Origin of the sequence: Asticcacaulis sp. (assembly GCF_051956075.1) — a bacterium.
Classification (GTDB): domain Bacteria; phylum Pseudomonadota; class Alphaproteobacteria; order Caulobacterales; family Caulobacteraceae; genus Asticcacaulis.
This window is the reverse complement of record NZ_JBQCGA010000061.1, coordinates 84,898-99,534: the sequence shown is the minus strand read 5'-3', so window position 1 is coordinate 99,534 and position 14,637 is coordinate 84,898. Positions and strand designations below refer to the sequence as shown.

General features: G+C 63.6%; 13 protein-coding genes. 6 read left to right on the top strand and 7 right to left on the bottom strand.

Annotated features, from left to right (window positions below; translation table 11 throughout):
* Positions 1–2: 2 nt before the first annotated feature.
* The 6 genes from ACTHLA_RS17050 to fabD all read right to left on the bottom strand — a co-directional run bounded on the left by ACTHLA_RS17050 (position 3) and on the right by fabD (position 5,597).
* A complete protein-coding gene (locus ACTHLA_RS17050) occupies positions 3–887 on the bottom strand; it encodes a YicC/YloC family endoribonuclease (RefSeq protein ID WP_440192268.1) in 885 nt (294 codons plus the stop codon).
* A gap of 34 nt (positions 888–921) precedes the next feature.
* Complete coding sequence (gene mltG, locus ACTHLA_RS17045) at positions 922–2,055, bottom strand: endolytic transglycosylase MltG (protein WP_440192265.1); 1,134 nt, start codon at positions 2,053–2,055, stop codon at positions 922–924.
* Position 2,056: 1 nt separating this feature from the next.
* Positions 2,057–3,346, bottom strand: coding sequence for a beta-ketoacyl-ACP synthase II (fabF, locus tag ACTHLA_RS17040; RefSeq protein ID WP_440192262.1), 1,290 nt, complete (start codon positions 3,344–3,346; stop codon positions 2,057–2,059).
* A gap of 101 nt (positions 3,347–3,447) precedes the next feature.
* Complete coding sequence (locus ACTHLA_RS17035) at positions 3,448–3,687, bottom strand: acyl carrier protein (RefSeq protein ID WP_440192259.1); 240 nt, start codon at positions 3,685–3,687, stop codon at positions 3,448–3,450.
* A 183-nt stretch (positions 3,688–3,870) separates the two neighbouring features.
* Complete coding sequence (gene fabG / locus ACTHLA_RS17030) at positions 3,871–4,608, bottom strand: 3-oxoacyl-[acyl-carrier-protein] reductase (protein ID WP_440192256.1); 738 nt, start codon at positions 4,606–4,608, stop codon at positions 3,871–3,873.
* 44 nt (positions 4,609–4,652) lie between these two features.
* Entirely contained in the window at positions 4,653–5,597 is a 945-nt protein-coding gene (fabD, locus tag ACTHLA_RS17025; protein WP_440192253.1) for an ACP S-malonyltransferase, read from the bottom strand.
* A 134-nt stretch (positions 5,598–5,731) separates the two neighbouring features.
* Here fabD and ACTHLA_RS17020 point away from each other — a divergent pair, with 134 nt between their 5' ends.
* Positions 5,732–6,265 carry a peroxiredoxin gene (locus tag ACTHLA_RS17020; RefSeq protein WP_440192250.1) on the top strand — a complete coding sequence of 178 codons (534 nt, stop codon included), beginning with the start codon at positions 5,732–5,734 and terminating at the stop codon, positions 6,263–6,265.
* 123 nt (positions 6,266–6,388) lie between these two features.
* Here the strand turns inward: ACTHLA_RS17020 and ACTHLA_RS17015 are convergent, their stop codons facing one another.
* Positions 6,389–8,452, bottom strand: a complete 2,064-nt coding sequence (locus ACTHLA_RS17015; protein WP_440192247.1) for a TonB-dependent receptor — start codon at positions 8,450–8,452, stop codon at positions 6,389–6,391.
* 309 nt (positions 8,453–8,761) lie between these two features.
* Here ACTHLA_RS17015 and rpsF point away from each other — a divergent pair, with 309 nt between their 5' ends.
* The 5 genes from rpsF to ACTHLA_RS16990 all read left to right on the top strand — a co-directional run bounded on the left by rpsF (position 8,762) and on the right by ACTHLA_RS16990 (position 14,613).
* Positions 8,762–9,133, top strand: coding sequence for a 30S ribosomal protein S6 (rpsF, locus tag ACTHLA_RS17010; protein WP_440192244.1), 372 nt, complete (start codon positions 8,762–8,764; stop codon positions 9,131–9,133).
* A 15-nt stretch (positions 9,134–9,148) separates the two neighbouring features.
* On the top strand, positions 9,149–9,427 hold the full coding sequence (rpsR, locus tag ACTHLA_RS17005) for a 30S ribosomal protein S18 (RefSeq protein WP_440192241.1): 279 nt from the start codon (positions 9,149–9,151) through the stop codon (positions 9,425–9,427).
* A 12-nt stretch (positions 9,428–9,439) separates the two neighbouring features.
* Positions 9,440–10,027, top strand: coding sequence for a 50S ribosomal protein L9 (gene rplI / locus ACTHLA_RS17000; protein WP_440192238.1), 588 nt, complete (start codon positions 9,440–9,442; stop codon positions 10,025–10,027).
* Between the two features lie 363 nt (positions 10,028–10,390).
* Positions 10,391–12,811 carry a TonB-dependent receptor plug domain-containing protein gene (locus tag ACTHLA_RS16995; protein WP_440192235.1) on the top strand — a complete coding sequence of 807 codons (2,421 nt, stop codon included), beginning with the start codon at positions 10,391–10,393 and terminating at the stop codon, positions 12,809–12,811.
* Between the two features lie 311 nt (positions 12,812–13,122).
* Positions 13,123–14,613 carry a replicative DNA helicase gene (locus tag ACTHLA_RS16990; RefSeq protein WP_440192232.1) on the top strand — a complete coding sequence of 497 codons (1,491 nt, stop codon included), beginning with the start codon at positions 13,123–13,125 and terminating at the stop codon, positions 14,611–14,613.
* Positions 14,614–14,637: the final 24 nt, after the last annotated feature.

Genomic DNA, 14,637 nt, shown 5'->3' with positions numbered 1-14,637 from the left:
CGCTACTCCACATTTTGCGTCTGTTCGCGGAACTGGTCGATGACGGCTTTAAGTTCAAGCCCCGTGCGGGTCAATGCGATCAGCGCCGATTTTGAACATAAGGTATTGGCCTCGCGCATGAATTCCTGCGCCAGGAAATCGAGCTTGCGCCCCGGCGCGACCTCTTCGCCAATCAGGCGATGCGCCTGTTCGATATGGGAATGCAAGCGATCCAGCTCCTCGCGCACATCGGCCTTGACCGCTAAAGCCGCCGCCTCCTGCATGACGCGCTCGGCCAGGCCCTCGCCCGCCTCGCCGCTCAACTCCGCCATCCGGCGCGCAAAGCGGTCGCGGATCGCCTCGACCTGTTGCTGCGCCAAGGCTTCCGCCTCCGCCACCAGCTTTTCCATACTGGCCAGATGCCCGTTCAGCACGGCCTCCAGCGCCTGTCCTTCGGCGGCGCGCGCCGCGTTCATGCCCTCACACAAGGCCGCCAGATCGGCAGCCAAAGCCGCCTCCGCCGCCTCATCGAGCGCCACGCCCTCATCGCCTGACGTCTCGATCACCCCGCGCAGGGCCAGCAACCCGTCCGCCCCCGGCGTCAGCGCATGGCCCGCCTCGACCAGCCGGTTGCTGGCGGCGATATATAGATCGAGCGCCGCCTGATTCACCGCAACGCCCGTCGCCGCCCGCGCCGAAGTCACGCTGACGGTCAGGTTCATCTGCCCGCGCTGAAAATGCCGCTTGCTCAGTTCGCGGCCAAGCCGCTCGACCGCCTCGAACCCCGCCGGAAAGCGGTAGCGCACATCCAGCCCACGCCCGTTGACGCTGCGCAGCTCCAGCGTCCAGTTCAGCTCGCCCAGCCCGCCCTCAATGCGGGCGAAGCCGGTCATGCTGTTCAAAGCCATGCGACGCCTTTCGTTGTATAAGCCCGATAAGCGATCAGGACTTGCCTTTTAACTGCACCGGCGCCGCGGCCTGCGCCTTTTCCGGCCTGGCGCCCGGTTTGGCCACATCCAGATGCGCCATCGCCGACTCGCCCGGCGTCAGATCGTCGGTCATCGCCGACGAGGTATAGACATCGACCTGATTTTCCACCGCGCGCCACTTGGCGACATTGGCCAGATGCTCCTCATAGGTGGCCGAGAAGACATGCCCGCCGGTTCCGTTGGCGACGAAATAGAGATCGTCGCTCTGCGCCGGAGTCAGCACCGCCGCAATCGACGCGCGGCCCGGATTGCAGATCGGCGTCACCGGCAGCTTGTCGATCTGATAGGTGTTCCATGGCGTCCAGGTCTCCAGCTCCGTCTTGGTCAGGCCGCGCCCCAGCGGCTCGCCATGCGACACGCCATAGATGACGGTCGGGTCGGAGCCGAGCCGTATTCCCTGCTTCAGACGGTTGATAAACACGGCGGCGATGTGCGAACGCTCATTGGGCAGCGATGTTTCGCGCTCGACGATCGACGCCATGATCAGCGCGTCTTCCTTGTTGGCGAACGGCAAACCCGGCGCGCGCTTCGCCCATAGCTCGTCGAGCGTCTTGCGCCCCGCCTCCAGCATGCGCTCCAGCACCGCCTGCCGCGTCTCGCCGGGCGTATAGAGATAGGTTTCCGGCAGGATGGCGCCTTCCGGCGGGACTTCGATGTCGCCGGTCAGATCCTTGACGCCCATCAGGATGCGCACCGCCTGAGCCGAGGTGCGGCCTTCGGGGATGGTGACATAGGTTTGCACGACCTTGCCCGCTTCGATCTGGCTGAGCGCGCCGATCAGCGAAGTGCGCGCCGGAAATTCGTACACACCCGCCTTGAGGCCGTTTTCATGCCCGCGCAGCCGCGCCGCGATGCGGAACAGGGTCGACGAATGGATGACATGCTGTTTCTGCAACTGCGTCGCCATGGCCGAAACGCTCATGCCGTGCGCAAAGGTGACGCGCGTCGGCGCGCTGGAGCCGGGGCCGAACAGTTCGGCGTACAGAAACAATCCCGCCGCGAAGATCAGCAGCAAAACGCCCGCCATCAGTCCGGCCAGCGGCGCCAGCAGCGATCTGACCTGTTTCGGCGCGGGCTTGTCCGTCATCTCAGGCGTCGGCCACCTTGCCGAGGATCAGCGCCGCATTGGTGCCGCCAAAGCCGAAGCTGTTGGACATGACCTTGTCGATCTTCATTGACTTGGCTTTGTGCGGAACGAGGTCGATCGGCGTTTCCACATCGGGATTGTCGAGATTGAGCGTCGGCGGCGCGACCTGATCGCGGATGGCCAGCGTACAGAAGATCGCCTCCACCGCCCCGGCGCCGCCCAGCAGATGCCCGATGGCCGACTTGGTCGAGGACACGGTCCCCGTCGCGGCGCGTTCGCCCAGAAAACGCTCAATCGCCTTCAGTTCGATGCCGTCCGCCATGGTCGAAGTGCCGTGCGCATTGACATAGTCGATCTCGGTCGGATCGACGCCCGCAGTCTTCGCCGCCGCCCTCATGGCGCGAAAACCGCCGTCGCCGTCTTCGGAAGGCGCGGTAATGTGGTAAGCGTCGCCCGACAGGCCGTAGCCCAGCACCTCGGCGTAGATTTTCGCGCCGCGCGCCTTGGCGTGTTCATAGTCTTCGAGGACGACGATTCCGGCGCCCTCGCCCATGACGAAGCCGTCGCGGTCCTTGTCATAGGGGCGCGACGCCGCCTTGGGATTGTCGTTGAACGCCGTGCAGAGCGCGCGGCAGGCGATGAAGCCTGCAATACCGATCGGCACGATCGACGATTCGGCGCCGCCCGCCACCATGACGTCGGCGTCGCCGGACTTGATCAGCCGCGCCGCGTCGCCGATGGCGTGGGCGCCGGTCGCGCAGGCCGTCACCACCGCATGGTTCGGACCTTTGAGCTTGTGGCGGATCGACACCTGCCCCGAAGCCAGATTGATCAGGGCCGACGGAATAAAGAAGGGCGAGATGCGCTTATGGCCCTTGGCCTGCATTTCCAGCGCGGTTTCGGCGATGACGCCAAGGCCCCCGATGCCGGAGCCGATCATCACGCCGGTGCGCTCCTGATCCTCATCGCTTTCGGGATGCCAGTTCGCGTCGTTGAGCGCCTCATCCGCCGCCGCAATGGCGTACAGGATAAAGTCATCGACCTTGCGGCGCTCCTTGTTGGACAGGATGGCCGACGGGTCGAACACGCCCTCCATATCGGGCGTTCCGCCGCCGCGGCCATCGACGCTGGGGATTTCGCAGGCGACCTGACAGGCATAGTCGCTGGCGTCGAAAGCGGTGATCGGACCGGCGCCTGACTGACCGTCGATCAAGCGTTTCCAGGAGACATCGACTCCCGCGCCCAGAGGCGTAACCAGACCCAGACCTGTGATAACGACGCGACGAACCATGCTCACCCCAAGTTTTTGCCGAAACCCCGGCCCCAAAGAAACCGAGCGCGGCCAGACCCCCGGCGGGAGTCTGAAAACCGCGCTCGCGCAAAAGCTTTCGCTTAGGCCTTCAGCTTTTCGTTGATATAGTTGACGGCGTCGCCAACCGTCAGGATGTGCTCAGCCGAGTCATCCGGAATTTCGATATCGAACTCTTCTTCAAAAGCCATGACCAGCTCAACGATGTCGAGCGAATCGGCTTCCAGATCGTCGATGAAGCTGGCCTTTTCGGTCACCTTGTCCGGATCGGCGTCCAGGTGGTCGATCACGATCTTGCGAACACGTTCAAGAACATCAGACATTTATAGTCCCTTCAGAGGTTTTAACTATCCAAAACCCCTGACCCGTAAGGGCTTGGAGGGGTAATCAGAATCCAGATTTGGTCTTGTAGGCACAGATGGTCCGTGATTCAAGCCATTTCAAGTTTGCCTAACACACTCTTGCCTCTGACAACAATAGTCGTGGCGAGACTGTGTCCGGGCAATTTAAATCATCGCCATGCCGCCATTGACGTGCAAGGTCTGGCCGGTGACGTAACCGGCCTCGTTGCTGGCCAGATAGACCGCCGCCGCCGCGATGTCGGCGCCCTTGCCGAGGTCGCCCGCCGGAATCTTGGCCAGAATCGCCGCGCGCTGCGCCTCGTTCAGCTCGTCCGTCATCGGCGAGGCGATAAAGCCCGGCGCGATGCAGTTGACCGTAATGCCGCGCGAACCGACCTCCTGAGCCAGCGCCTTGGAGAAGCCGATCATGCCCGCCTTGGAGGCGGCGTAATTGGTCTGGCCCGGATTGCCGGTCACGCCGACGATCGACGTGATGCCGATAATGCGGCCATGACGGCGCTTCATCATGCCCTTCGTGGCGGCGCGCGCCAGCCGGAAATAGGCTTCGAGATTGACCTTGAGCACCGTCTCCCAGTCCTCGTCCTTCATGCGCAGGATCAGGCCGTCGCGCGTAATGCCCGCATTGGCGATCAGGATGTCGAGCCCCGCGCCCGCAGCCTCTTCGGCCCTGGCGACCAGGCCATCGACCTGAGCCGAATCCGACAGGTTGCACGGCGCGATGACCGCGCCTGTCAGTTCAGCGGCGAGATCGGCCAGCACGTTTTCGCGCGTGCCGGACAGTACGACTTTTGCGCCCTGACCATGCAGGGCGCGGGCGATTTCCGCGCCGAGCCCGCCGGTCGCGCCGGTGACAAGAGCGGTTTTGCCAGTCAGTTCAAACATGATATCTCCTGAAATCAGCGCGGCGGTGTAGTGGAAACCTGCCCCTAAGACAAGTCTTTCGCAAAAGTCTCGAAATCGGCGGCGCCATTAAGCGCAACCGATTGCGCGTCAGGCGCGATGCGCTTGCCCATGCCGGTCAGCACCTTGCCCGCGCCCAGTTCGGCGAATGTCGTCACACCCCCCTCCCCGGCCAGCCACATCACGCTCTCGCGCCAGCGCACCCGGCCCGTCACCTGCTCGACCAGCAGACCGATAATCTCGCCCTTGTCCGCGACAGGACGCGCGGTGACATTGGCCACCAGGGTCGCAACCGGCGTATTAATCGCCACAGCAGCCAAAGCGTCGCGCATCTCATCGGCGGCGGGCTGCATCAAGGGGCTGTGGAACGGCGCGGAGACATTGAGCAGCATCGCCTTGGCGCCCAGCGCCTTGGCCGTCTCCATCGCCAGTTCGACCGCCTGTTTCATGCCGGAAATCACGATCTGACCGGCATTATTGTCATTGGCGACCACGACCACGCCCGCCGCGCGTCCGGCTTCGCAGGCCTTTTCCGCCAGCTCCAGATCCGCCTTGCCGATCAGGGCGGCCATCGCCCCGACGCCCACCGGCGCCGCGCGCTGCATGGCCTGACCACGCAGCTTCAGAAGCCGCGCCGTATCGGCCAGCGAGAACGTCCCCGCCGCCGCATGCGCCGAATATTCGCCCAGGCTGTGGCCCGCGACATACTTCGCCTTCGCGCAGGAAACGCCGAAATCCTTTTCCAGCACCCGCGCCACAGCCAGCGATACGGCCATAATGGCGGGCTGGGCGTTTTCGGTCAGGGTCAGTTGATCCTCCGGCCCGTCCTTCATCAGCGCAAACAGCTTCTGGCCCAGGGCTTCGTCGATCTCGTTAAAGACGTCGCGCGCGGTGGCGAACGACTCATAAAGCTCCGCGCCCATGCCGACGCTCTGCGAGCCCTGTCCGGGAAATACGAAGGCCAAACTCATCTGAAGCGACTCCCTGAAGTCTTAAAAGCGACCCGCTGGTTAGGCCAAACCGCGCAGGAGGGCAAGTCTGTGTAACCCAACTTGCCGCTGCGGCGTATAAGGCGTAGCGTCACAATAGCTTGAGGAGACACGCCATGAAGTCCTTTATCACGTCCATTCTTCCCGGCGCCATCGCCGCCGCCGCCCTTATGACCGCCACGCCGTCGCTGGCGGCGCTCAAGGTCGGCGACACGGCGCCTGATTTCAAACTACACGCGGCCACCAATGGCCAGGTCAGCACCTTCTCGCTGGCCAAGGCGCTGAAGTCCGGCCCGGTTGTGGTCTATTTCTACCCCAAGGCCTTCACCAGCGGCTGCTCTTTGGAGGCGCACGAATTCTCCGAAGCCATCCCGCAGTTTCAGGCCAAGCACGTCACGGTGATCGGCGTGTCGGCGGACGACATCGGCACGCTGCAGAAATTCTCGGAACAGACCTGCCAGGGCAAGTTCCCGGTCGCCGCCGACGCCGACGCCAAGGTCGCCAAAGAATACGACGCCAAGATGCCCGCCATCCAGATGGCCAGCCGCATCTCCTACATCGTCGGTCAGGACGGCAAGATCACCTTCGTCCACGACGATATGAACGCCGCCACCCACGTCAAAAGCCTGCTGGCGGCGATCGGGCAGTAGAAAGTTTATCCACAGATGACGCAGATTTTCGGCGCGTTTCCTGAGGGATCGCTATCCCGGCATGAAGCTGAAAACGGACACCCTCTGCGTCATCTGTGGATCACAAGGCATTGGCGTTTCCGCCTAGCTTCCCCCGCCGAACTTCCAGGCCAGCCCCACGCGCCAGACCTGTTCGTTGTCGAACTGGGTCACGCGTCCGCGCAAGGACGGCGTGTTGACGACCGCAATCCGGTCCTGCCCCTTGAATATGTCGCTGGCGGAAACGCTTAGCGACACCTTTTTCGTCAGAGGTCGCGACCAGCTCAGATCGACATGGCTGGTCGGCTCGGCATAGCCCTGAACGCTCAGGCGGCGGCCTGAAACGCCGAAACTGACCTGATACTGCTCGCCATTGCTGCGGTCATATTCCAGATAGCCGTTGCCGGTATAGGTCATCTGGCTGTGCGTCGCGCCGTCCACGCCGTTATAATAGGGCGTCTCCTCGGCAAACAGGTTCACGTCCAGCATGTATTTGAAATGATGCGGCAAGGGCGCCTTGAGCGATAGCTCGGCGCCGGTCTGGCGCGCATTGCCCGCATTGACGTCCTGCGTCAGCACGACGTTGTCGCCTATGTCGCGGCTATAGGTGGTCAGCAGGTCGTGGGTGATCCGGCTGTACACGGTGACCCCGGTCAGCGTGTCGCCCTTGTTCAGATCGTAACCGATCTCGAACGAGTCCGTGGTCGGCGATTTCAGATCGGCATTGCCCTGATAGGCGCTGCGCGAACCGTAATAGGCGATGCTTGGGTTATATTGCGTGATCTGCGGACGCTCGATCTTGCGGTTATAGGCGATGCGCAGCTTGCCCTGCCCCAGAGCATGCGCCAGATGCAGCGACGGCAGCACATGGGTGAAGTCCGGCGAAGCCGATCCAACATCGCCTTGGGCGTCGATCCGTTCCTGCTCCAGCCGCAATCCCGGCAGCACGGTCCAGGCGCCGACATCATGCTGATAGGTCACATAGGCGTCCAACGTCGTGCGCGCGCCGCTGAAACTCTGCGTAAAGCCATCCGGGTACGGTCCCGCAACTGCGCCGGAATCATTAAAAATCGTGGCGATATCGGCCTCGATCCGCGCCCATTCCGCCCCGGCGGTCAGTTGATCGCCATTGTCCATGCGCCGCTCATAGTCGAGCTTGATGTCGTCCTCCGGTCCCTGACGGCGGATATGGTGGCCATAGACCGCCGCGCCGCCGGGCGCCGACAGATAATTGTCGCGATAGGCGTTCCGGGTCAGGGTGTCGTAATCGACATGCCACGTATCCAGAGTCAGATGCCGCCCTGTATCCGTATCATTGTCTTCATAGATCATTTCGACATAGGCGTACTGGTCATGGATGCGTCCGCGTCCGGCCTGATCGTAGCTGATGTCGTCGGAGCGGTACTGATCGTCATTGCGCAGCCGCGCCCACACGCTTCGCGCCTCGCTGTCAAAGGCCAGACTGCGCTTGTCGTCGAACCTGTAGGTCAGATTGGCGGTGGCGATGACGGCGTCCTGCGCCCAGCCATACCGGCCCGTATCGGTCATCGCAAACGGCGCGGTCAGGACGCTGTTCTGCCGCCAGTCCTTCTGGGCGCGCATCACAACCAGCCTTGTATCGAGCGTCCACGGCCCTTTTGTCACCACGCTTGAAGCGTGCAGATTGTCGCGCACATTATCGACGCGCGCCGAGACCTCGCCGCTGACGCCCAGATGCGCGCGTTTTTTTGTAATGATGTTGATGACGCCGCCCGGCGCGTCGGCGGCGTATTGCGCAGACGGCGTGGTCATGACCTCGATCCGCTCGATCGACGAGGCTGGCATATCCTGAATGACGGCATTGCCGTTGGCCGGATACTTGCCGTCCACCAGCACCAGAACCCGCCGGTCGCCGCGCAGCGACACCGCGCCCGACGGCGTCACCTGCACCGACGGCAGCTTGCCCAGAATATCGGCGCTGGTCCCCGTCGCCGCATCGGGATCGCTCGACACGTCATAGACGCGCCGGTCGATGCGGTCAGCGACCTCTTTATGCTTGCCCTCGACCGTCACCTGCGTCGTCGCATCTGACGGCGCGGTCTTCGCCGCCTTGTTCCCGGCCGCCGCCGTCGTCTGCGCCCCCGCAGACCACGCGCTGACCAGAGCCACTATGCTGACGCCCGCCAGCATCCACCGGCCTGTCCCCCTCGCTCTCACCTTACCTCATCCCTCCCGCTGATCTGATACGATGGATACCATACCCGTTACAATTGCAAGCGACTATGTGACCCTCTCACATTTGTGACCCGCAACTATGTCGCAGCCGCAACAATTAGACGTCGCCTGAACACAGCCTTCGCTTGCCTTTTCCTGTTTGATCCTGTAAGGGGCGCGCGTCCCTGCCGGTCGGTCGGCTCGCATCGTGCGAACCCCGATCCATCACGATCCCTGAGGCTTCCGCTCATGATCGTGCCGCCCGGCGCAACGGAAGAGGATAAAATGGCTTATTACGAACACGTCGTCATCGCGCGACAAGATATTTCGCCGCAACAGGCGGAAGCTCTCAACGACCAGCTCAAGGCCCTGATCGAAGAAAATGGCGGTCACATCGCCAAGATCGAATACTGGGGTCTGCGCAACCTGACCTACCGCGTCAAGAAGAACCGCAAGGGCCACTACTCCCTGCTGGCCATCGACGCCCCGGCCCCGGCCGTGAAGGAAATGGAGCGCCAGCTCTCGATCAATGAAGACGTCATCCGCTTCATGACCATCCGCGTCGAGGAACTCGACCTCGAACTGTCGCCCATTCTGGCCCGCCGCGACCGCCCGGAACGCTCCGAGCGTTCGGACCGCGCCGAAGCCTCGGAATAAGGGAGGGTTTTCACCATGGCTGAAGACACCAACACCCCCACTGTCGGCGCCCCCGTCGGCAACGCCCCCGCCCGTCGTCCCTTCTTCCGCCGCCGCAAGGTGTGCCCGTTCTCCGGCGCCAACGCCCCGAAGATTGACTATAAGGACGTCAAGCTCCTGCAACGCTACATCTCCGAGCGCGGCAAGATCGTTCCCTCGCGCATCACGGCTGTCAGCCAGAAGAAGCAACGCGAACTGGCCAAGGCCATCAAGCGCGCTCGCTTCCTGGCCCTGCTGCCTTACGTCGTGAAGTAAGGAGTACGGATCATGAAAGTTGTTTTGCTCGAACGCGTAGAAAACCTCGGCACGATCGGCGACGTCGTCGGCGTGAAGGACGGCTACGCCCGTAACTACCTGCTGCCGCGCCACAAGGCGCTGCGCGCCACCGCCGCCAACCTGAAGGTCTTTGAGGCCCAGAAGGAACAGATCGTGGCCCGCAACGCCGCCGCCAAGGCCGCCGCCGAAAAGGCCGCCTCGGAACTGGACGGTTCGTCCTACATCGTCATCCGTCAGGCCGGCGACACCGGCCAGCTTTACGGTTCGGTCAACGCCCGCGACGTGGTGGACGCCGTGGCCGAAGCCGACGGCAAGGTCGAGCGTCATCAGGTCGTCCTGAACACGCCGATCAAGACCCTGGGCCTGCACCAGATCTCGGTGCGCCTGCACGCCGAAGTCGCAATCACCATCACGGTGAACGTGGCCCGCTCGCAGGACGAGGCCGAACGTCAGGCCGCTGGTGAGAACGTCATCGCCGCGCAATTCGAGGAAGACCGTCTCGCGGATGAAGCCGCGGCGGCCGATATGCTCGAAGGCGGCGCCGGCGCCGCCATGGCGGACGCGCCTTACGAAGCGTAAAGTCTGGCTCCATGTGAGTCTGAATGAAGCCCCGGAAGGTCCGCCTTCCGGGGCTTTTTCGCGTCTCTGCGCCGCAATTTCGTGACGTTTTCGCCACACATGACCGCCTTTGTGATCACGTGAACGGCGCCGCCCACCCCTGCCCCAGCGCAGCGGACTGTAATGAAAACGTCATAAATATAAGGCGTTTTCTCCCCATTCCTGTAGCGGCGCGCCGCCCGCCGATAGTTTTCCTAACTTCTCAGGCGAAAATCTATTGCGGCGCACCATCTTTAAATCCGACAGCAATGTGACCAACTGTGGCGCATCCGACCGTCATTGTGTCGTGTTTTCGTCGGTATCGCCCAAATGGAGACCTCCCTAATGTCCCGCTCAAGCACCTGGCTTCTCGCCGCCTCCGCCATCGCTCTCAGCGCCGCTTTCGCCGCCCCGTCCTTCGCTCAGGACTCATCGACCGCCGCGTCCGATCAGCCGACCGAGGTCGTCGTCACCGGCCAGCGCGCCTCGCATCGTTCGCGCCTCGACACCCTGGCTCCGGTCGATGTCGTCAAGACCGACACCCTGACGGCGCAGGGCTCCTCCGAACTGGCGCAGGGCCTGTCCCGCGCCGCCCCCAGCGTCAACTTCCCGCGCCCCAGCGGCACCGACGCCACCGACAGCATCCGTCCGGTCGCCCTGCGCGGCCTGTCGCCGGATCAGACGCTGGTTCTGGTTGACGGCAAGCGCCGCCATACCTCGGCCCTCGTCAATATCAACGGCTCGATGGGCCGCGGCTCGTCGGCGGTCGATCTGAACGCCATCCCGGAAAGCGCGCTCGACCGCCTCGAAGTGCTGCGCGACGGCGCCTCGGCGCAGTACGGCTCCGACGCCATCGCCGGCGTCGTCAACCTCCACCTGCGTCAGGCCGATCACGGCGGCGGCGTCACCGTCTCCTACGGCGAATACGACACTGACATCAAGGCGGCCAATTCGTCGCGCACCGCCCATGACGGCGGCACCACCGACGTCAGCGGCTGGGCGGGCTTCAAGCTCGGCTCGGACGGCTTCCTGACCCTGTCCGCCGAAGCGCGCCGCCGCCAGCCGACCTCGCGCGGCGACATCGACAACACCGTCTCGCCTGCCGTCGTCACTTCGCGCTACGGCGATCCGGACCAGAAGAACTTCGCCATCTTCGCCAATGCGGGCAAGCCGCTGAACGACACCTGGTCGCTGTACGGCAACCTCAACTACAGCGACGTCGATTCCAAGAGCGCCGCCTTCTTCCGCCACGCCACCAGCTCCGGCACGGTGGCCAGCCTCTATCCGAACGGCTTCCTGCCGATCATCGAGGCCAAGTCGAAGGATCTGGGCGCCACGATCGGCCTGCGCGGTTCGATCGGCGAATGGGCGTCGGACTTCAGCCTGACCCACGGCGACAATACGCTCGACTACTATACGCTCAACAGCGACAACGCCTCCTATGGCGACCAGTCGCAGCGCAACTTCTATGACGGCCAGATGAAGTACGGTCAGACCGTCTTCAACGCCGACATCAGCCGCCCGTTCGAAGTCGGCCTGGCCAGCCCGATGACCCTGGCCCTCGGCCTCGAAGCGCGCGACGAAACCTATAAGATCAAGCGCGGCGAGGAGCAGTCCTACGCCATCGGTCCGCTCGGCGCGTCCGGCAAGTCGGGCGGCGCACAGGGCTTCGGCGGCTTCCAGCCGTCGAACGAGGTCGATAAGAACCGCAACAGCGTCGGCGTTTACGCCGACGTCGCGGGCAACTTCACCGAAAAGTTCAGCTATGACGCCGCCGTGCGTTACGAGAACTATTCCGACTTCGGCGACAACACGTCGGGCAAGCTGGCCCTGCGCTACGACTTCACCCCGTCCTTCGCGATCCGCGGCTCGGTGTCGAGCGGCTTCCGCGCCCCGTCGCTGCAGCAGCAGTACTTCACCGCGACCTCCAGCAACATCGTCACCACGAACGGCGTCAGCGAAATCGTCCAGACCGGCACCTTCCCGGCCACCAGCGACGTCGCCAGGACGCTGGGCGCGCAGCAGCTCAAGGCGGAAACCTCGACCAGCGAAGCCCTGGGCTTCGTCTGGCACAAGGGCCCGTTCGAACTGACCGTCGATGGCTATAATATCCGCATCGGCAACCGCATCGTTTTGTCGGAAAACATTTCGGGCAGCAACATCACCCCGATCCTGGCGCCCTACAACGTGACCGCCGCGCGCTTCTTCATGAACGGCGTGACGACCACGACCAGCGGCGTCGATGCGGTGGCGAACTATCGCATCCCGACCGACCATTATGGCCGCTTCAACCTGTCGCTGGCCTGGGCCAACAGCAATACGGTCATCAACCGTATGCCGACGATCAACACCCTTTCCAGCCTCAATCCGGCCCCGACCCTGTTCGCCCGCACCCGTCAGTACATCCTGACCAACGGCTCGCCTGAGAACAAGGGCACGTTCGGCGTGGACTGGACCGACGGCGCCTGGTCGGTCAATGCGCGCGCCACCTATTACGGCGACGTGATCGACGCAGCCTCGACCCCGGCCAGCGACATCCACACCGGCAAGAAGACCATCACCGACCTGAGCGGCTCCTACCGCTTCGCGACCGGCACGGTCCTCACCGTCGGCGCGGACAATCTGTTCGACGTCTATCCAGACAAGGTTCCGGCCAATCTGAACATCACCAGCGGCAACGGCGTCGGCGCCCTCGCCTTCGACCGCTTCTCGCCGTTCGGCTTCAACGGCCGCTACCTGTACGCCAAGCTGACCCAGACCTGGTAAGCCGCGTCACAACCTACCCTTACAGCCCTCCGCGCACCCGCGCGGGGGGCTTTTTTTTGTTTAGGCAAGAGAACCACAGATTACGCAGATTTACGCAGATGAGCCGCCACGATTAAACCGGCGCGCAGCGCCAGTCACAGACCACGCTCCACATATGGCAGCCGCCCGCGCCGCCGAAAAATCTGCGCAAATCTGCGTAAATCTGCGGTTCCCCCCTTACTTCCCGTGTTCATCCCCACACTTAACAGCCTGTGGACACTCCCCGGTGGACAGACGCCGACTCAGGCTATGCTGGCGCGCACAAGACGGCTATGAACCTAACCATGCCCGACACAGCGACCCTCGCGGCCCCCGATGCCGCCCTCCACACCCTGCCGCACAACCTGGAGGCCGAGCAGGCCCTTTTGGGCTGCCTCCTGTTCGACAACGGCGCCTATGAGCGCCTCTATGACGGCCTGCAGGCGCGGCATTTCTACGAACCCTTCCACCAGCGCCTGTTCGCCACCATCGAAGAGCAGATCCGCATCGGCCATCTGGCCGAGCCGATCGTGCTTGTGGACAAGTTCAAGTCCGATCAGGCCTTCAATGACCTGGGCGGCATCCGCTATTTCGCCGACCTGGTGGACCGCGCCCCGCCCGCCGCCAATGCGTCCGACTATGCGCGCGTCATCTACGACCTGGCCCTGCGCCGCGAACTGATCCGGCTCGGCGGCGAAATCGCCAAAGGCGCGTCGGGCGAGATGGACGCGCGCGAGCAGATCGAGGCCGCCGAAGCGCAACTGTTCGACCTGGCCGAAAAGGGAAGCTCCTCGACCGGCTTCGTGCCGTTCTCGGATGCGGTCGCGGGCGCGATTGGTCTGGCCGAAGAAGCCTTCCACCGCGACGGCGGGCTGGCCGGCATCGCCACGCGCCTGGCCGACCTCGACAAGCAGATCGGCGGCCTGCACAAGTCCGACCTGATCATCCTGGCGGGCCGCCCGTCGATGGGCAAGACCGCGCTGGCGACCAATATCGCCATGAACGTCGCCAAACATTACAGCTACGAGCCGCAACCCGACGGCACGCGCAAGACGGTCGATGGCGGCGTGGTCGCCTTCTACTCGCTGGAAATGTCCGCCGACCAGCTCGCCACCCGCCTGCTGGCCGATGCGTCGGGCGTCTCCTCCGACCGCCTGCGCAAGGGCGAGATCGACGTGTCGGAATTCGCGCGTCTGAAAGAGGCGGCGATGGAGATCAGCGCCGCCCCGCTCTATATCGACGACACCGGCGGCATCACCCTGGCCAAGCTGACCGCCCGCGCGCGCCGTTTAAAGCGCACCGTCGGCCTTGACTGCATCATCGTCGACTACCTCCAGCTCATCACGCTCGGCGAAGGCGGCGGCTCCCAAAACCGCGTGCAGGAGGTCTCGACCATCACCATGGGGCTGAAATCGCTGGCCAAGGAGCTGGCCGTGCCGGTCATCGCCCTGTCGCAGCTCTCGCGTCAGGTCGAAAGCCGCGACGACAAGCGCCCGCAACTGTCCGACCTGCGCGAATCCGGCTCGATCGAGCAGGACGCCGACATCGTCATGTTCGTCTATCGCGAAAGCTACTATCTCGGCCGCGCCGAACCGCGCGAAGGCACGCCCGAACACCTGACCTGGCAGGAAGACATGGACCGCATCCGCGGCACCGCCGAAGTCATCATCGGCAAACAACGCCACGGCCCCATCGGCACCGTCCGCCTCTCCTTCGACGAAAACGTCACCAGATTCGGCAACCTGGCGCAAAGCGGCAGGTACGATAATTATAATATGGAATAAGGGTAAAACACGCCTTCATCGAGA